Origin of the sequence: Streptomyces sp. NPDC058691, from assembly GCF_042714775.1 — a bacterium.
GTDB lineage: Bacteria > Actinomycetota > Actinomycetes > Streptomycetales > Streptomycetaceae > Actinacidiphila.
Genome location: NZ_JBHXSO010000014.1, coordinates 52,620 through 71,092 on the forward strand (window position 1 = coordinate 52,620; position 18,473 = coordinate 71,092).

An 18,473-nucleotide genomic window follows, 5' to 3' on the forward strand; every position below is an offset into this window, starting at 1 on the left:
TGCCGGGCGAACAGAGTGTGCCGTCACGGCCCCCGCGCGGGACCGGCCGCAGGATCACTCCTTGAGCGCGTCGTCCAGCGTGTCGTGCACGGTGAACACGGCCTCGGCACCGGTGATCGAGAAGACCTTCGCCACGGCCGGCCGCATCCCGGCCAGGTGCACGGAGCCCCCGGCCGCCTCGGCCTTCAGTCGCGCGCCGAGCAGCACGTTCAGCCCCGTGGAGTCACAGAACTCCAGGCCGGTGCAGTCCACGACGAGCGTGCTGTAGCCGTCCTCGACAAGCTGGTCCAGCGGCTCGCGCAGCAGGTCGGCCGTGTGGTGATCGAGCTCACCACTGGGCGCGACGACCGCGCTGGTGCCCGACCGGCTCACAGCGACACGCAGCCGGTCACGGCCGGTCGTACCGACCATCTCGCGGTCCATGCGCACTCCTCCCGGATGAATCGGCCAAGCGCATCTCGCACCCTACGCGCTTTCCTGACCTGGGTGGTAGTCACCGCCGAACAGCTCAGGGAAGCGCTGATTCCGGACCGGCCGGGTTGCACCAACGGCGCCAAACGGGGTAGGCGTGGAGTGTGGGCTGAATTTTCGGTTCCGCATATCTGCATACCCGCATGCCGCACACCCGCATACACCCGTCACCGCACCGAGGGAGGAGAGCGCATGGCATCCCGGCTCGACGCGCGCGCCACGTCGGCAACGACGGAGACCACCGTTAACGAGGAGTACGGGACCCCGGAGGGTCTGGAGGACCTGCCGGAGATCCCGCCTTTCGACGAAGTGGGTCCCGTCGACGCACGGGCCCTGTCCAAGACGCTCTTCCAGCGCCTGGAGACGCTGGAGGAGGGCACGCCCGAGTACAGCTACGTGCGCAACACCCTGGTCGAGCTCAATCTCGCCCTGGTGAAGTTCGCGGCGTCCCGGTTCCGCTCCCGCAGCGAGCCGGTCGAGGACATCGTCCAGGTCGGCACGATCGGGCTGATCAAGGCCATCGACCGCTTCGAGATGAGCCGCGGCGTCGAGTTCCCGACCTTCGCGATGCCGACGATCATCGGCGAGATCAAGCGGTTCTTCCGGGACACCTCCTGGTCCGTGCGCGTCCCGCGCCGGCTGCAGGAGCTGCGCCTGGACCTGGCCAAGGCCGGTGACGAGCTGGCCCAGAAGCTGGACCGGGCGCCGACCGTCGCGGAACTCGCCGAGCGGCTCCAGATCAGCGAGGCCGAGGTCATCGAGGGCATGAGCGCCAGCAACGCGTACACCGCGAGCTCGCTGGACGCCCAGCCCGAGGAGGACGACTCCGAGGGCGCGCTGGCCGACCGCATCGGCTACGAGGATCACGGTCTGGAGGGAATCGAGTACGTGGAGTCCCTCAAGCCGCTGATCGCCGAGCTCCCCGCCCGCGACCGGCAGATCCTCTCGCTGCGCTTCGTGGGCAACATGACGCAGTCCGAGATCGGCCAGGAGCTGGGCATCTCGCAGATGCACGTCTCCCGCCTGCTGACCCGCACCCTCGGGCGCCTCCGCCGCGGCCTGCTCGTGGAGGAGTGACCCGCACTCCGGCTCCCCCTTCGGAACGGCCCCGGCACCTCTCACCAGGTGCGGGGGCCGTTCTCGTTCGGGTCGGCCGAGCGACTGACGGCCGGTGGGGGTTCAGATAGGCAACCGGGGGCACCCCGGACCGCCTTCTCACCCCCCACTGGGGATCAGGCGCATGACGAAACGGAGGGGGCGGGGTCGTAGGGGTGGGCGTTCTGGACTGTGGAGCATATTTGGGTGCACAACCCGGGACGAGATGAGCAGGTGCCCGAGGCACCGAAATGTGCTGTCCAGAATGGCCGGCCCCGGAGGCCCCGCACCCGGCCCACCCCGAAACGCGCGCCGGGGTCACTGACTTCACAGGGCTGGGGGCACCCCCGGCCGAAGGTTGGGGGAGGGAGGGTCGGCGGGGAAAAAACCTACCCGGACAGCCCCGCTACGCAGCCGGGACGCGCACCCCGCGCCGCCATACGGAGGACACCAGCGGCACCCCGGGCCGGTACGCGAGGTGGACGTGCGACGGCGCGTCCAGCAGCACCAGGTCCGCCCGCGCGCCCGGCGCGAGGTGCCCGACGTCCTCCCGCCGCAGTGCCCGCGCCCCGCCCCACGTGGCCGCCCGCACCGCCTCGTCCGGGGTCATCCGCATGTCGCGCACGGCGACGGCCACGCAGAAGGGCATCGAACTGGTGAAGGAGGAGCCGGGGTTGCAGTCCGTGGACAGCGCGACCGTGACGCCCGCGTCGATCAGCCGGCGGGCGTCGGGGTAGACCGCGCGGGTGGAGAACTCGGCGCCGGGCAGCAGGGTCGCCACCGTGCGGCCGCTCGCGAGGGCGTCGACGTCGGCGTCGGTGAGGTGCGTGCAGTGGTCTGCCGAGGCGGCGTCCAGCTCCACGGCGAGCTGCACGCCCGGGCCGTGGCCGAGCTGGTTGGCGTGGACGCGCGGGACCAGGCCGCGGGCGGCGCCCGCGGTCAGGATCGCGCGGGCCTGGTCGCCGTCGAAGGCGCCGCGCTCGCAGAAGACGTCGACCCAACGGGCGTACGGTGCGCAGGCGTCGAGCATCGGGCCGGTGACCAGGTCGACGTACCCGGCCGGGTCGTCGGCGTACTCGGGGGCGACGATGTGCGCGCCCAGGTACGTGACCTCGTCCGCGTGGTCGCCCGCGATGCGCAGCGCGCGGGCCTCGTCGTGCGGGGTGAGGCCGTAGCCGGACTTGGTCTCGATGGTCGTGGTGCCCTGGCGCAGCGCCTCGGCGACGTAGCGGGCGACGTTGGCGTGCAGTTCCTCGTCGCTGGCGGCCCGGGTGGCGGCCACGGTGGTGCGGATCCCGCCCGCGGTGTACGCCCGGCCGGACATGCGGGCGTTGAACTCGCGGGTGCGGTCGCCGGCGAAGACCAGGTGGGAGTGGGAGTCGACGAAGCCGGGGAGGACGGCCCGGCCGGCCGCGTCGTACGCCTCGTCGGCGGCGGGCGCCTGCGCGCTGGGGCCGACCCAGGCGACATGCTCCCCGTCGATGACGACGGCGGCGTCCTCCAGCAGGCCGAGCGGCCCCTCGCCGAGTGCCGGGTCGTTGGTGACCAGGCTGCCGATGCCGGTGATGACGCTGCTGCTCATGAGGGGTTTCCTTCAATGCCGGAGCCGGCGGAGAGGTCGGCGATCGCGGCGGCCAGCGCGCCGCCCACGTCGTGCACGAGCTGGTGCACGCCGTCACGGACGATGTGGCGGCCGCCGACCACGGTGTGCCGGACATCGGCGTTGGTGGCCGCGAAGACCGCCGTCTCCACGCCGAGCGCGGGGGGCGGCCCCGCGGTGCGGGCGGAGTCCAGGGCGACGGTGGTGAAGTCGGCGAGCGCGCCCGGCTCCAGCCGGCCGCCCTCCGCCCAGCCGAGTGAGGCATGACCGTCCGCGGTGGCCGCGTTCAGCAGTCCGGCGGCCGTCCAGTGGCCGCGGGTGCGGGTGCGAAGTCGCTCGTCGAGCTCCATCGCACGGGCCTCCTCGAACAGGTCGATCACCGCGTGGCTGTCGCTGCCGAGGCTGAGCGGGCTGCCCGCCTCCTGGAGCGCCCGGGCGGGGCCGATGCCGTCGGCGAGGTCGCGTTCGGTGGTGGGGCACATGCAGATCGTCGTGCCGGAGCCGCCGAGCAGCGCGATGTCCCCGGCGGTGAGATGCGTGGCGTGCACCGCCGAGGTGCGCGGCCCGAGCACGCCGTGGTCGGCGAGCAGCCGCGTCGGGGTGACGCCGTGTGCGGCCTGGCACGCCTCGTTCTCCGCGGGCTGCTCCGACAGGTGCACGTGCAGCGGGGCCTGGCGGTCCTGCGCCCAGCGCACGACGGTGCCCAGCTCCCCGGCGGGGACGGCGCGCACCGAGTGCACGGCGGCGCCGATCCGGGCGTGGGAGCTGTCGCGCAGGGCGGCGGCGCGCTCGGCCCAGGACTCCGCGTCGCCGTCGCTGAAGCGCAGTTGGTGCGGTTCGGGGGCGGCGCCGAAGCCGGAGGAGAGGTAGATGGTGTCCAGGAGCGTGATGCGGATGCCGGCCTCGTGGGCGGCGGCGATCAGCGCCTCCCCCATCGCGTTGGGGTCGGCGTAGGGCGCGCCCCCGGGCCGGTGGTGCACGTAGTGGAACTCGCCGACGCAGGTGATGCCGGCCAGCGCCATCTCCGCGTACGCGGCCTTGGCGAGGGCGAAGTAGTTCTCCGGCGTGAGCCTTCCGGCGACCGCGTACATCACCTCGCGCCAGGTCCAGAACGTGCCGGCGCCCGCCTGCACGGTGCCGCGCAGCGCCCGGTGGAAGGCGTGGCTGTGGGCGTTGGCCAGGCCCGGCAGGGTCAGCCCGCGCAGTGTGATCGCGCCCACCGGAGGCGCCGGGACCCCGGTGCGCACCGTGTCGATCCGGCCGTCGGCGGTGGTCTCCAGGGCAACGCCCGGCCGGACCCGGCCGCCGGTCCAGGCGTGCTCGGCCCAGTAGCTCTGCGGGGTCAGTGACACGCCAGGCCCTCCAGTACGTCGGCGAGTGCGGTCACCCCGGCCAGGCAGTCGTCCTCGGTCGCGGTCTCCGCCGGGGAGTGCGAGACGCCGGTGGGGTTCCGTACGAACAGCATGGCGGTCGGGACCGCCTCGGAGAGGATGCCGGCGTCGTGTCCCGCGCCGGTCGGCAGCACGGGGGCCCCACCGAGCAGCTTGGCGAGCCCGTCGCGCAGGTCGTGGGCGAACTCCACGACCGGGGTGAACGACTCGCGGGTCACGCTGACCGCGACGCCGTCGCGCTCGCCCCGCTCCACCGCGGCCCGCTCGATCTCCGCGACGAGTTCGGCGAGGGTCGCCTCGTCGGCCGCGCGCGAGTCCAGCCAGCCGCGGACCAGGGAGGCGATGGCGTTGACGCCGTTCGGTTCGACGCCGACCTTGCCGAAGGTGGCCAGCGCCCCGGCGATGCGGGCCTTCTTGCGGGCCGCGAGCACGGTGTTGGCGTACGTCAGCATCGGGTCGTGGCGGTCCTCCAGGCGGGTGGTGCCCGCGTGGTTGGCCTCGCCGTGGAAGTCGAACCGCCAGCGGCCGTGCGGCCAGATCGCGGAGGCGACGCCCACCGCGTGCGGGGTGTCGGCGAGCGCCCGGCCCTGCTCGACGTGGAGTTCGACGAACGCGCCGATCCGGGCGAGGCGTTCGGGGTCGGGGCCGATCGCCTCAGGGTCGTGGCCGGCGCGTTCCATGGCCTGCGCGAGCGTGACGCCGTCGCCGTCGCGCAGTTCCCTGGCCTTCTCCGCGGTGAGCTGACCGGCGGTGAGCCGGGAGCCGACGCAGGCGAGCCCGAAGCGGGCGCCCTCCTCGTCGCCGAAGTTGACGATCGCCAGCGGCTTCGCCGGGCGGGCGCCGCGGGCGCGCAGCTCGTCCAGTGCCGCGAAGGAGGACACGACGCCGAGCGGGCCGTCGAAGGCGCCGCCGTCCGGCACCGAGTCCAGGTGCGAACCGGTGACGACCGCGTCGCCGGCGGCAGGGTCGCCGAGCCAGGCCCACTGGTTGCCGTTGCGGTCCACCTCACAGGCCAGGCCGCGGCTGCCGGCCTGCGCCCGGAACCAGGCGCGGCAGTCGGTGTCCGCGCCGGTCCAGGCGTAGCGGCGGTAGCCGCCGGAGCCGGAGTCGCGGCCGATGGGCCGCAACTCCGTCCACATCTCGTGGAACGAGGAGGTCACGCCTCGCCGCCTTCTGCGCCCTCGCGCATCGGGATGCGCACCCCGCGCTCGGCCGCGACCTCCTCGGCACGGTCGTAGCCCGCGTCGACGTGCCGGATGACGCCCATGCCGGGGTCGTTGGTCAGCACGCGGCGGATCTTCTCGCCCGCGAGCTTGGTGCCGTCGGCGACGGTGACCTGGCCGGCGTGGATCGAGCGGCCGATGCCGACGCCGCCGCCGTGGTGGATGGAGACCCAGGAGGCGCCGGAGGCCACGTTGACCATGGCGTTGAGCAGCGGCCAGTCGGCGATGGCGTCGGAGCCGTCGAGCATGGCCTCGGTCTCGCGGTACGGGGAGGCGACGGAGCCCGCGTCGAGGTGGTCGCGGCCGATGACGACCGGGGCCGCCAGGGTGCCGTCGGCGACCATCTCGTTGAAGCGCTCACCGGCCTTGTCGCGCTCGCCGTAGCCGAGCCAGCAGATGCGGGCGGGCAGGCCCTGGAAGTGGACGCGCTCGCCGGCCATCTTGATCCAGCGGGCCAGCGACTCGTTCTCCGGGAAGAGCTCCAGGATCGCCTTGTCGGTCTTGGCGATGTCGGCCGCGTCGCCGGACAGCGCCGCCCAGCGGAACGGGCCCTTGCCCTCGCAGAACAGCGGGCGGATGTAGGCGGGGACGAAGCCGGGGAAGGCGAACGCGCGCTCGTAGCCCGCGAGCTGGGCCTCGCCGCGGATGGAGTTGCCGTAGTCGAAGACCTCGGCTCCGGCGTCCATGAAGCCGACCATGGCCTCGACGTGCTTCGCCATCGCCTCGCGGGCCCGCTGGGTGAACTCGGCGGGCTTCTCGGCGGCGTAGGAGGCCATGTCCTCGAAGTCGACACCGATCGGCAGGTAGGCCAGCGGGTCGTGCGCGGAGGTCTGGTCGGTGACGATGTCGATGGGGGCGTCCATGGCCAGCAACTGCGGCACCAGCTCGGCGGCGTTGCCCAGCACGCCGATGCTGAGCGGCTTGCGCTGGTCGCGGGCCTCGGTGGCCAGGGCGAGGGCGTGCTCCAGGGAGTCGGCGCGCACGTCCAGGTAGCGGTGCTCGATACGGCGCTCGATGGCGCGCGGGTCGACGTCGATGCAGATGACGACGCCGCCGTTCATGGTGACGGCGAGCGGCTGCGCGCCGCCCATGCCGCCGAGCCCGGCGGTGAGGGTGATGGTGCCCGCGAGGCTGCCGCCGAACTTCTTCTCGGCGACGGCGGCGAAGGTCTCGTACGTGCCCTGCAGGATGCCCTGGGTGCCGATGTAGATCCACGAACCGGCCGTCATCTGGCCGTACATGGTCAGGCCGAGGGCCTCCAGGCGGCGGAACTCCTCCCAGTTGGCCCAGTCGCCGACGAGGTTGGAGTTGGCGATGAGCACGCGCGGCGCCCATTCGTGGGTCTGCATCACGCCGACCGGGCGGCCGGACTGGACGAGCATCGTCTCGTCCTGCTTCAGCCCCTGCAGGGTGCGGACCATGGCGTCGAAGGAGCGCCAGTCGCGGGCGGCCTTGCCGGTGCCGCCGTAGACCACCAGCTTCTCGGGGTGCTCGGCGACCTCGGGGTCGAGGTTGTTCTGCAGCATGCGCAGCGCGGCTTCCTGCTGCCAGCCCTGTGCGGTGAGCGCGCTGCCGCGCGGTGCGCGCACGGTCCTCGGTCCGCTGCCGGTTGCGGTCATGCCCCTGCCTCCTCGCGACTGGATTGAATCATTCACATCCTTGCCTGGTGAATAGCCCCAGTCAACCGGGTCTGTTCCCCTGAGGGAATTGTCCGCCCGCGCCACCATGGAGGCATGAGCCAACGGGGGAACATCCTGCGCGCCGCCGTCGAACGGGGACTGGTCGGACCGGAGCAGCCGGTGGCCGGACTGCTGGACCTGGACGGGATCCGCGCCTCCGCCGCGGCCCTGCGGGACGGTTTCGCGACGCCCGGAGTCGAGGTCGCGCACACCTTCGCCGTGAAGGCCGCCTCGCTCGTACCGGTGCTGCGACTGCTGGCGGAGGAGGGCATCGGGGCCGAGGTCGCCAGTCCCGGGGAACTCGCGCTGGCGCGGGCGGCGGGCGTGCCGGCGGACCGCGTCGTGCTGGACTCCCCCGCCAAGACGCCCGCCGAACTCGCCGAGGCCCTCGCGCTCGGCATCGCCGTCAACGCCGACAACTTCCAGGAACTCGCCCGGCTGGACCGGCTGGTCCGGCCCGGGACGGCCTCGCCCCTCGGGCTCCGTGTCAACCCGCAGGTCGGCGGGGGCAGCATCGGCGCGATGAGCACCGCGACCGCCACCTCGAAATTCGGCGTCGCCCTGCGGGACGAGGGCGCCGCCGACCGGGTCGTCCGGGCCTTCCTCGACCGCCCCTGGCTCACCCGCCTCCACACGCACACCGGCTCCCAGGGCGTCCCCCTGGACCTCATGGCGGCCGGCGTCCGCGCCGCGTGGGAACTCGCCGAGCGGATCAACCACGAGGCCGGCCGGCAGCAGGTCCGCGTGATCGACATCGGCGGCGGCCTGCCGGTCGACTTCACCTCCGACGACGCGCGGCCCACCTTCGCCGAGTACGCCGCGGTGCTGCGGGCCGCCGTCCCCGGGCTCTTCGACGGGCGCTACGGGCTGGTCACCGAGTTCGGCCGGGCACTGCTGGCCCGGCACGGCACGGTCCTGGCGCGCGTGGAGTACACCAAGTCCGCGGGCGGCCGGGCCATCGCGGTCACCCACGCGGGCGCACAGGTCGCCACGCGCACGGTCTTCGCCCCCGATGCGTGGCCGCTGCGCGTACTGGCGCTCGACGGCAAGGGCCGCGTGAAGCAGGGCGCCCCCGTCCTCCAGGACATCGCCGGCCCCTGCTGCTTCGCGGGCGACCTCGTCGCCTCGGCGCGCACCCTCCCCCTGCTGGATGAGGGCGATTTCGTCGCCCTCCTCGACACCGGCGCGTACTACTTCTCCACCCACTTCGCCTACAACTCCCTCCCCCGCCCCGCCGTCCACGGCCACACCGGCGACCCCCCGCACTTCCGCACCGTGCGCCGTGCCCAGACCCTCGCGGAACTCGTCGCCGAATCCGGCGGCTGAGCGGCGCGCGGCGCCGTGCGCCCGGTGGAGGCCGCAGACCGCCCTTCCGGCACTCGGGACCGGCGGAGCCCACAGACAGGCCCGCCCCGCGCCCAACGGCGATCCCGGGTGGACACTGAACCGCACGGCGGGCGCCCGAACAGCCGCGCGGCAGGTACGCGGGGCCTTTGGCGGGACACCCGGCCGGCACCCCCGGCCGTCCAGGACCCCGCGACTGCGCCACCGCGCGGCGATCGGCTCGGCCACGCCCGGCTTTGCGGAACGCGTCACCAGGCCGGACGCCTGAACGGCCGCGCAGCAGTTCCGCGAGCCTTCCGGCCGAACCGCCCCTGCGACCGGCAACCCGAACCGGGCAGCCTCGGCCCACGAACACTTCGGCCACGCCCGAACCACTCGCCACCGGCCCGCAGATCAGCCGCCGGACGGCAGCAAGCCTCGAAGCCACGACCAAGGGCGGGGCGCAAATGGACCCGCCCCACGCCGGGCCCTTCGGAGCCGGGACCACCCGGGACCGGCGGAGGCCACAGACTGGCCCGCCCCGCGCACCCGCAGGACTGGCGCGGAACGCGTCACCAACCCGGACAGCCGAAAGGCCACGCGCCACGTGCACCGCGGGCAGGAAACCCTGGACCGGCCGCGGGACTCCCGGCCGGCGAACGCCTCGGCCGCGCCGGCACCCCGGACAGTCGGGCCGCCCATCACCCGGCGACCCCGACCGCCGCGGCACGTGCGCCGCAGTACGGGCACCGGGAACGGCGGCGCAGCCGCCTCAGCGGGCGGCGGCGGGGAGGCGGCGGCGGGTGCCGCCGGGGCCGGCGTCGCCGGCGACGGGGCCCGTGGCCTCGTACGAGGGGACGGACGGCGCTGCGGGGCCTCGGCCGGCGTGCTCGGGGCGGACCCAGAGCAGTTCGTCGTGCGCGCGCTCCCAGCGGCCTATGCCGACCGCCTTGGCCCACAGCCCCGCGCCGAGCCCCGCGAGCAGCATCCCGGCCGCCGCGGGGACGGCGACGCTGGAGACGAGGGCGACGACAAAGGCGGCCAGCAGCAGCCAGCGGCGCGAGCGCGCCCAGTCGCGGGCCGTGACGCGGCGGTCCTGGAGGTACACGGACCTGGGGGCACGCTCCGCCCGCCCGGCCAGGGCGACGTACCGCCGGCGCCGGAAGAGGAAGGCGGCGAAAGCGGCCACCACGAACAGGGCGGCGCCGCCGAGGACGCCGATGCGCCGCCCGGTCAGGCCGGGGACGAAGACCCGATCCCCGCCGCGACGACTCCGAGCCACCACAGCCGGCGCGCCGCCGCCCGCACCAGAACCGCGACCCTCGCCAGTACATACGCTCCGCGTACCACGTCCTGCCCCTCCTCCGCGCTCCGCCGGATGTCGAGGAGGGAGATTACTCGGCGAACATCAGAATTCCGTGAGGAGAACTCACTCCACGAAAAGGCCCGCGGCCGCCGCCTTCGCGTCGAACTCCTCCAGCCGCGCCTGGGCGTCGGGCAGCCCGTCGCACATGGCCTCCAGCAGCACGCGTCCCAGCAGCATGGGCGCGCACGCGGTGTCGAAGGCGAGGCCCGTGCCCACCGCCGCCGGGAGCAGGAGGTCGGAGTGCGCCGCCACCGGCGCGAAGGCGCTGTCGGCCACGGTCACGACCGTGAGCCCCGCCCCGCGGGCGTACGCGAGTGCCTCGACGACCTCACGCGGGTGCCGCGGCAGCGCGAAGCACAGCAGCGCGCTCGCCCCGGCCAGCACCGCCGCGTCGACGCGGTCGGCGAGCATGCTGCCGCCCTCGTCGAGCAGGCGCACATCGGGGTGGACCTTGCCCGCGAAGTAGCCGAAGCCGCGCGCCTGGGCCGCGGCCGCCCGCAGGCCGAGGACGAGCAGCGGGCGCGACCCGGCCAGCAGCGCCCCGGCCCGGGCGACGGGGGCGGGGTCGGCGAGGAGCGCCGCGAGGTGCCGCAGGTTCTCGATCTCGGCCTGCACGGCCTCCTGGTACTCGTTGTACGTGTCGCCGGCCGGCCGCCCCTCGGGCACCGCGACGGGCACGATCTCCCGCAGGTGGCGGCGGAGCCCGGGGTAGCCGTCGAAACCGAGGGCGACGGCGAAGCGGGTCACGGAGGGCTGGCTGACCCCGGCCAGTTCGGCGACCTCGACGCTGGACAGGAAGGGCGCGTCGGCCGCGCGCCGGACCAGGCAGTGGGCGATCCGGCGCTGGGTGGGCGTGAGGCGGTGGGCCTCGAACAGCTTCATCAGGCGCGCCGACGCGGTGTCGTTGTCCGTCGACATCTGGCCACTCCCCGTCCCGTTCCCGCCGTTCCGCTCTTCCGGCAAGCCTGCCATGCCTGCCCGCCCGTGGACCTACGCGGGCGGCAGCAGCTTCTTCTGGGGCTTGCCCATGGCGTTGCGCGGCAGTTCGGCCAGGAAGCGCACCTTGCGCGGGCGCTTGTGCACCGACAGGTGACCGGCGACGAAGTCGATCAGCTCCCGCTCGGTCACCCCGTCGGCGACGACGTACGCGACGATCTCCTGGCCGAGATCCGCGTGCGGCGCGCCGAGCACCGCGGCCTCCCGCACGGCGGGGTGGTCCAGCAGGGCGTTCTCGACCTCGCCCGCGCCGATCCGGTAGCCGCCGGACTTGATCAGGTCGGTCGAGGCCCGGCCGACGATGCGGTGCATGCCGTCCGGGTCGATGGCCGCGATGTCCCCCGTGCGGAACCAGCCGTCCTCGGTGTACGACGCGGCGGTGGCCTCGGGGCGTCCGAGGTAGCCGTCGAAGAGCGTCGGCCCGGCCAGTTGCAGCTCCCCGATCTCCTCGCCGGGCTCGGCCGCGATCCGGGTGCGGATGCCCGGCAGCGGCAGGCCGACGGAACCGGGCCGCCGCTCGCCGGAGGCGCGGGTGCTCACCGTGATCAGGGTCTCCGTCATGCCGTAGCGCTCGACGGGCCGCTGCCCGGTCAGCGCCTCCAGGTCCCGGAAGACCGGCGCGGGCAGCGGCGCGCTGCCGGACACCAGCAGCCGGGCGCCGCGAAGCGCCTTGGCGGCCTCCGGGTCGGCGGCCACCCGGCCCCAGACGGTGGGCACGCCGAAGTACAGGGTGCCGCCCGCCTCCGCGTAGGCCTGCGGGGTCGGGCGCCCGGTGTGGACCAGGCGGCTGCCGGTGCGCAGGGCGCCGAGCACGCCGAGCACGAGCCCGTGCACATGGAACAGCGGCAGGCCGTGGACGAGCATGTCCTGCGCGGTCCACTCCCACGCCCCGGCGAGCGCGTCCAGGTCGGCGGCGATCGCGCGGCGCGGGACGAGGACGCCCTTGGGGGCGCCGGTCGTGCCGGAGGTGTACAGCACGAGGGCGGTGGTGTCCGGGCCCGGCTCGGGGCCGTCGAAGGCGCCGCTTTCCGCGAGGTCGACCGGGGGCGCCGCGACCGCTCCGGAGTCCTTGAGGATGTGCCCGCGCTCGGCCGGGCCCGCGTCGGGCGGCACCGGCACCACCGGCACACCCGCGAGCAGCCCGCCGACGACCGCGACGACCGTCTCCAGCGTGGCGGTCGCGTGCACGGCCACCGCCGGCGCCCCGGCGATCCGCCGCGCCACGGCCCCTGCCGCGGTCAGCAGCCGTTCGCGGGAACTGGCCGCCCCCGCGACGACGAGCGCGTCGGGACGGTCGCCGTGGTCGTCGTACAGCGCGGTCAGCAAGGGCCGGGATGCGGTCACGGCACGACCCTACTGGGGAGGGGGGAGCGCCCCTGAGAAGGTTCGGGGGTTTCCCCCAGTGCCACGGCGCGCGGCCGTCCGTACGGTGGCGTCATGGACGCCCGCGACCCAGAGCTGAAGAAGGATTTCGCCGCCACCCTCCAGGCGCGCAAGGACCTCGGGGAGGAGTACGAGTCGGCTCTCGTCGACTCCTTCCTGGAGAAGATCGACCAGCGCATCGACGCCCAGGTCGAGCGGCGCGTGCGCCGCGAACTTGCCCAGCACCAGACGGCGTTCGCCCGCGCCGGCCGCCCGGTCGGCCCGCGCGGCGGCGAGGAGGGGCGCGGCCGCTTCGGCGCCCGCTACGGCTTCGCCGGCTTCTCCCTCATCATGGCCATCCCGCTCTCGGCGATCGGCGCGGGCCAGGCCGATCTGCCGGGCCTGCTCGTCGCCTGGGCCGGGATCGTGGGTGTCAACGTCGCGCAGTCCATGGGCTGGCTGTTCACCGACCGCGAGCGGGAGCGCGCCCGCCGCAGGGACCCGGACGCCTGGGAGGACTGAGCCCAGGCGTCAGCCGGCGAGCAGCGCCACGACGCGCCGCGCCGCCGCCTCGTCACGGGCCGCCGCGAACTGCTGCGGCCCGCCCGCCATGCAGAAGGGCAGCCCGTCGGCGGACAGGACCGTGCCGCCCGCCTCGGCGACGAGTAGCGCGCCCGCCGAGTGGTCCCAGGGGTTGTCGTAGGCGTACGTGGCGGCGTCGAGCCGGCCCAGGGCCACGTCGAGGTAGTCGGAGCCTGCCGAACCGCTCGCGCAGGGCTTGATCCCCTGCCCGGGGCCGAGGTCGTACAGGGCGCGGTGCTGGTGGGGGGTGAGGTTCGCGGGGCGGGCCCCGGCGACGAGCAGCACCTCGTCCGGGCCGCCCGCGACGGCCGCTTCCGGCAGCCGCAGCGGGCGTCCGCCGGACCGTGCGCCCGTGCCGCGCAGCGCGGTGGCGAGAATCCCGTCCACCGGCCGGTACACCCAGCACGCGAGCAGCTCGCCGCGCGCGGCGAGCGCGACCTGGGTGACGAAGGAGGCATCACCGCGAACGAAGTTGGAGGTGCCGTCGACCGGGTCGATGATCCAGACCGGCTTCTCGCCCAGCCAGGCGTCCAGCAGCCCGGGGTCGCCGTGCACGGCCTCCTCGCCGATCACGGCGGAGCCGGGGAGCAGTGCGGTGAGCGTTTGTGTGAGGCGTTCCTCGACCCGGCGGTCGGCGACCGTGACCAGGTCCTGCGGCCCCTTCTTCTCGCTGATGTCGCCCGCGGCGAGTCTCCCGAAGCGGGAGAGCGCCTCCTCGTCGGCGACGGCGCGTACGGATTCCTCGACGGCGGCGAACACCTGTGCGTTGATCACGCGGTCTCTTTATCAGAAGAGGGGGGCGCGGGGTAAAGGGGGGCGGGCGTGGGGGCAATTGGGGCGGGCCCCCCCCCCCCCCCGCCGGGGCAGGCTCCCCCTGCCGAATCCAGCGTCATATCGGATGCTTGTCGGGCGCTTGGCCCCTTGTAGGCCAGTACGCCAATTGCACCACCAGCTCGGATGATATTCGTCCGACACGTCCCATGAGTCGGACAGTCGCCGCAGCGCACCCCTTCACTTAGGGAACCAGCAGGCCCGGCACCCGAGGAAAGGACGTCATGTCGGACACCTCGTGGCTTCGCTCCTCCGCAGCCCCCGCCGGCACCACCGTGCCCCCGGCCCCAGGGTTGCTCTCCACTCTCGGCCCCTTGCTGCGGGAATGGCTGCCCCGGCAGCGGTGGTTCGCCGGGAAGGGGCGGCCGATCACCGCGTTCGGCCTGGTCTCGGCGACCGAGCTGCTGCCGGCGGACGGCCGGCTCGGCACCCCGGGGCTGCTCCATCTGCTGCTCGACGTCCACCAGGACGGCCCGCACGAGGTACAGCGGGCCGGCCGCGGCCACGGGCAGCCCGACACCTACCAGTTGCTGCTGGGCTCCCGGGCCCTGCTGCCGCCGGCGCTCGCGCCCGCCCTCATCGGGCACGCCGTCGGGGGCCCGCTGGACGGCCTCACCATCTACGAGGCGCTGCACGACCCCCGGCTGACCTCCCTGTTGCTGGAGCGGCTGCGCGCCCCCGGCCGCACCGGGCATCTGCTGTTCGGCGCCGAGCAGTCCGACAGCTCGGTCATCCCGGCCGGGCCGGCGCCGCGGCTGTCCACCGCCGAGCAGTCCAACAGCTCGGTCATCTACGGCGACAGCCACATCCTGAAGTTCTTCCGGCGGGTCGCCCCGGGCCCCAACCCGGACCTGGAACTGTCACTCGCCCTGGCCCGCGCCGGGTCGCGGCGCATCGCCGCGCCCGCCGCCTGGTTCGAGGCGGTCGGCCTGTACGACGAGCCCGCCACCCTGGGCGTGCTCCAGCGCTACCTGCCCGGCTCGTCCGGGGCCTGGGAACTGGCCCTGGAAGCAGTCGAGAAGGACACCGACTTCTCCGGCGACGCGCACGCGCTGGGGCGCGCGACCGCCGAGGTGCACCTCGCGCTGGCGCGTGCCCTGCCCACCAGCACCCTGCGCCGGCCGCAGATCGAGCTGATCGCCCGCGCGATGGCCGACCGGCTGGACGCCGCGGCGGCCGCCGTGCCCGCGCTGCGGCCGTACCGTGCCCGGCTGCACGCCGCCTTCGAGGACCTCGCGGTGCTCGGCGAGCACGGCACGGAGCTGGCGGCCCAGCGCATCCACGGCGACCTGCACCTGGGCCAGGCCCTGTTGACCCCGGAACAGGGCTGGGTGCTCATCGACTTCGAGGGGGAGCCCGCCCGGCCGCTCCCCGAACGCCGCCGCCCCGCACCGCCGGTGCAGGACGTGGCCGGAATGCTGCGGTCGTTCGACTACGCCGCCCGGCACCACGACCCCGCCGCCCCGGGCGCGCCCGAGTGGGCCGAGACCCAGCGGGCCGCCTTCTGCGCGGGATACGCGGAGGCCGCCGGGACCGATCCCCGGGACGAGCCCGTCGTGATACGCGCCTACGAGACCGACAAGGCCGTCTACGAAGTGCTCTACGAGGCCAGGCACCGGCCCGCCTGGCTGCCCATCCCCATGGCCGCCGTACGGCGCCTCTCGCAGCCGCTCCGCGGCGCCACCCCCTGACCGGGCACCCCCGCGCCCTACCGAGGAGGACCTGATCGTGACCGATCGTCAGCCGTTCCCCGATGCCGACCCCGGCACCCCCGGCCCCGGCGGGAACGGGCCGTCCCGCGCCGCGCGTTCCGCGACCGGCGGCGGGCCCGAGGGTTCGGTGCCAACGCCCGCCGCGGCGACGCCGGCCCCGTCCGCGCGTCCGGCGAAGCCCGCGGGGGCCAAGCCGGGCCGCGGGGCGAACTCCCCGAGGACCGTGCAGGCCGGACAGGGCGGACAGGGCGGCCGGACTGCCCGGCCGGCGGATGCCGCCGCGTCGGCGAACTCCCGTCCCAGGGCCGCGCGTCCGTCCGAGGCGAACGCCTCCGACGCCCGAACCTCCGACGCCCGTACCTCCGAGGCCGTCGCCCGCGGTTACGACCCCGCGGGCTCCGACCGGCCCGCCGCCTCCGGCAGCGCACCCCGCACGGCACCCGCGGTCGCGACCGGCGCCATGGCGGTCGGCCACCAGGCGCCGCCGCCCGGACCCGAGGTGACCCGGCCGGCGCCGTCCGCCACTCCTGCCGACGTGCGTCCCGCCCCGGCGCTCGACGCCGGTGAGCGGTGGCGGCTGCTCGACGGGTCCCACCACGACCCGCACGCCCTGCTGGGCGCCCACCCGGTGGCGGACGGCGTGCTGGTGCGCGCCCTGCGCCCCTACGCGCAGGCGGTGGCGGTCGTCACCGGGGACGGGACGCGGGCGGCACTGCGGGACGAGGGCGACGGGCTCTTCGGCGGCGTGCTGCCGCTGCCGGAGGTGTCGGACGCGGCGGAGGCGGCGGAGGTGAAGGCCCACCGGCTGCTCGTGACGTACGACGGCCAGGAGCAGGAGGTCCACGACCCCTACCGCTTCCTGCCCACGCTGGGCGAGTTCGACCTGCACCTGATCGGCGAGGGCCGGCACGAGCAGCTGTGGAAGGCGCTCGGCGCCGAGCCGATGACCCACGAGGGAGTGACGGGCACCCGCTTCACCGTCTGGGCGCCGAACGCCCGCGGTGTGCGCGTGGTCGGCGACTTCGACTACTGGGACGGCACGGCCTTCCCGATGCGCTCGCTGGGCTCCACCGGGGTGTGGGAGCTGTTCCTGCCCGGGGTCGGCGAGGGACAGCGCTACAAGTTCGACATCTGCGGCCCGGACGGCGCGCACCGGCTCAAGGCCGACCCGATGGCCCGCCGCACCGAGACGCCACCGGCGACGGCCTCCGTGGTCACCGCCTCCCACCACGAGTGGCAGGACGCGCAGTGGATGGCCCGGCGCGGGGACGTGCCCGTGCACGAGGCGCCGCTGTCGGTGTACGAGGTGCACCTGGGCTCCTGGCGGCCGGGGCTGTCGTACCGCGAACTCGCCGAGCAGCTGCCGGCGTACGTGCGCGACCTCGGCTTCACGCACGTGGAGCTGATGCCGGTCGCCGAGCACCCCTTCGGCGGCTCCTGGGGCTACCAGGTCACCTCGTACTACGCCCCCACCGCGCGAATGGGCACCCCGGACGACTTCAAGTACCTGGTGGACGCCCTGCACCGGGCGGGCATCGGCGTGATCATGGACTGGGTGCCGGCCCACTTCCCCAAGGACGAGTGGGCGCTGGCGCAGTTCGACGGCGCGAACGTCTACGAGCACGCCTGGCGCGGCGAGCACCCGGACTGGGGGACGCTGGAGTTCGACTTCGGCCGCACCGAGGTCCGCAACTTCCTCGTCGCCAACGCGGTCTACTGGTGCGAGGAGTTCCATATCGACGGGCTGCGCGTGGACGCCGTCGCCTCGATGCTCTACCTGGACTACTCGCGCGAGGACGGCGACTGGGCGCCCAACGTGTACGGCGGGCGGGAGGACCTCGACGCGGTCGCCTTCCTCCAGGAGATGAACGCGACCGTCTACCGCCGCTGCCCCGGTGTGGTCACCATCGCCGAGGAGTCCACCGCCTGGGACGGTGTCACCCGCGCCACCCACGAGGTCGGCCCCACCGGCTTCGGCGGCCTGGGCTTCGGCCTGAAGTGGAACATGGGCTGGATGCACGACTCGCTGGAGTACATCAAGCACGAGCCCGTGCACCGCAAGTACCACCACAACGAGATGACGTTCTCGATGGTGTACGCCTACAGCGAGAACTACGTGCTGCCGATTTCGCACGACGAGGTCGTGCACGGCAAGGGCTCGCTGGTGAACAGAATGCCCGGCGACTGGTGGCAGCAGCGCGCCACGCACCGCGCGTACTTGGGCTTCATGTGGGCCCACCCGGGCAAGCAACTGCTCTTCATGGGACAGGAGTTCGCCCAGGGCGCCGAGTGGTCGCACGACCACGGCCCGGACTGGTGGCTGCTCGACGAGACCTACTCGGCGGCCGGCGACCACCGGGGCGTGCGGGACCTGGTGCGCGATCTCAACACGGTGTACCGGGGCACGCCTTCGCTGTGGCAGCGCGACACCTCGCCGGATGGGTTCGCCTGGATCGACGGCGGCGCGGCCGAGGACAACGTGTTCTCCTTCGTCCGCCTCGACGCGGCCGGCGACCCGCTGATCGCCGTCAGCAACTTCTCGCCGGTGGTCCGCCAGGGCTACCGGATCGGCGTGCCGGACGGCGTGGAGGCGCTGCGCGAGGTGCTCAACACCGATGCCTCGGTGTACGGCGGCGGCGGCGTCACCAACCCGGAGCCGCTGAAGTCCGAGCCCGTCGCCTGGAACGGCCGCCGTCAGAGCGTGCAGCTCACGCTGCCGCCGCTGGCCACGGTCTGGCTGCGCCCGGCGTAACGCGGGAGTTCAGGGGGAGAGGGGCCGGGTGCTGTCCGGGTCCCCGGTTCCTCTCCCCACAGCGATGGTCGCACAGAAGAAGTTCATATT

Annotated in this window: 13 protein-coding genes and 1 pseudogene; 5 read left to right on the forward strand and 9 right to left on the reverse strand. The window is 74.1% G+C overall.

The window, feature by feature from the left end; translation table 11 throughout:
- Positions 1-54: 54 nt before the first annotated feature.
- The gene (locus ACFWVC_RS12380) at positions 55-423 is read right to left on the reverse strand and encodes an STAS domain-containing protein (RefSeq protein WP_384283007.1); all 369 of its coding nucleotides are present in this window, start codon (positions 421-423) and stop codon (positions 55-57) included.
- Between the two features lie 240 nt (positions 424-663).
- Between ACFWVC_RS12380 and ACFWVC_RS12385 the strand changes: the two genes are divergently transcribed.
- A complete protein-coding gene (locus ACFWVC_RS12385) occupies positions 664-1,548 on the forward strand; it encodes an RNA polymerase sigma factor SigF (protein ID WP_384283009.1) in 885 nt (294 codons plus the stop codon).
- Between the two features lie 424 nt (positions 1,549-1,972).
- On the opposite strand, the gene hutI is transcribed toward ACFWVC_RS12385, so the two are convergent.
- Genes hutI through hutU form a run of 4 tightly spaced genes read right to left on the reverse strand, consistent with a single transcriptional unit; the run spans position 1,973 to position 7,399 of the window.
- Positions 1,973-3,148, reverse strand: a complete 1,176-nt coding sequence (gene hutI, locus ACFWVC_RS12390; protein ID WP_384283011.1) for an imidazolonepropionase — start codon at positions 3,146-3,148, stop codon at positions 1,973-1,975.
- Complete coding sequence (locus tag ACFWVC_RS12395; RefSeq protein WP_384283268.1) at positions 3,145-4,512, reverse strand: formimidoylglutamate deiminase; 1,368 nt, start codon at positions 4,510-4,512, stop codon at positions 3,145-3,147. Before ACFWVC_RS12395 ends, hutI begins: the two co-directional genes overlap by 4 nt.
- The gene (locus ACFWVC_RS12400) at positions 4,509-5,696 is read right to left on the reverse strand and encodes an allantoate amidohydrolase (protein ID WP_384283272.1); all 1,188 of its coding nucleotides are present in this window, start codon (positions 5,694-5,696) and stop codon (positions 4,509-4,511) included. Before ACFWVC_RS12400 ends, ACFWVC_RS12395 begins: the two co-directional genes overlap by 4 nt.
- 17 nt (positions 5,697-5,713) lie before the next feature.
- Positions 5,714-7,399: a urocanate hydratase gene (gene hutU / locus ACFWVC_RS12405; protein WP_384283014.1), complete on the reverse strand. Its 1,686-nt coding sequence runs from the start codon at positions 7,397-7,399 to the stop codon at positions 5,714-5,716.
- Positions 7,400-7,513: 114 nt separating this feature from the next.
- Here hutU and ACFWVC_RS12410 point away from each other — a divergent pair, with 114 nt between their 5' ends.
- On the forward strand, positions 7,514-8,785 hold the full coding sequence (locus tag ACFWVC_RS12410; RefSeq protein ID WP_384283016.1) for a diaminopimelate decarboxylase: 1,272 nt from the start codon (positions 7,514-7,516) through the stop codon (positions 8,783-8,785).
- Positions 8,786-9,554: 769 nt separating this feature from the next.
- On the opposite strand, the pseudogene ACFWVC_RS12415 reads toward ACFWVC_RS12410, so the two are convergent.
- From ACFWVC_RS12415 to ACFWVC_RS12425, 3 genes and pseudogenes are all read right to left on the reverse strand, one after another.
- Positions 9,555-10,132: pseudogene (locus ACFWVC_RS12415) on the reverse strand (hypothetical protein).
- Positions 10,133-10,211: 79 nt separating this feature from the next.
- Positions 10,212-11,066 carry a MurR/RpiR family transcriptional regulator gene (locus ACFWVC_RS12420; protein ID WP_384283019.1) on the reverse strand — a complete coding sequence of 285 codons (855 nt, stop codon included), beginning with the start codon at positions 11,064-11,066 and terminating at the stop codon, positions 10,212-10,214.
- Between the two features lie 72 nt (positions 11,067-11,138).
- Complete coding sequence (locus ACFWVC_RS12425; RefSeq protein WP_384283021.1) at positions 11,139-12,488, reverse strand: acyl-CoA synthetase; 1,350 nt, start codon at positions 12,486-12,488, stop codon at positions 11,139-11,141.
- A 93-nt stretch (positions 12,489-12,581) separates the two neighbouring features.
- On the opposite strand from ACFWVC_RS12425, the gene ACFWVC_RS12430 reads away from it, so the two are divergent.
- Positions 12,582-13,028, forward strand: coding sequence for a hypothetical protein (locus ACFWVC_RS12430; RefSeq protein ID WP_384283025.1), 447 nt, complete (start codon positions 12,582-12,584; stop codon positions 13,026-13,028).
- Between the two features lie 9 nt (positions 13,029-13,037).
- Here ACFWVC_RS12430 and ACFWVC_RS12435 read toward each other — a convergent pair whose 3' ends face one another.
- Positions 13,038-13,862 (reverse strand): inositol monophosphatase family protein, encoded by an 825-nt coding sequence (locus ACFWVC_RS12435; protein WP_384283030.1) that lies wholly within the window; start codon positions 13,860-13,862, stop codon positions 13,038-13,040.
- Between the two features lie 281 nt (positions 13,863-14,143).
- Between ACFWVC_RS12435 and ACFWVC_RS12440 the strand changes: the two genes are divergently transcribed.
- Entirely contained in the window at positions 14,144-15,610 is a 1,467-nt protein-coding gene (locus ACFWVC_RS12440) for a maltokinase (protein ID WP_384283033.1), read from the forward strand.
- A gap of 37 nt (positions 15,611-15,647) precedes the next feature.
- The gene (gene glgB, locus ACFWVC_RS12445; protein WP_384283038.1) at positions 15,648-18,383 is read left to right on the forward strand and encodes a 1,4-alpha-glucan branching enzyme; all 2,736 of its coding nucleotides are present in this window, start codon (positions 15,648-15,650) and stop codon (positions 18,381-18,383) included.
- Positions 18,384-18,473: the final 90 nt, after the last annotated feature.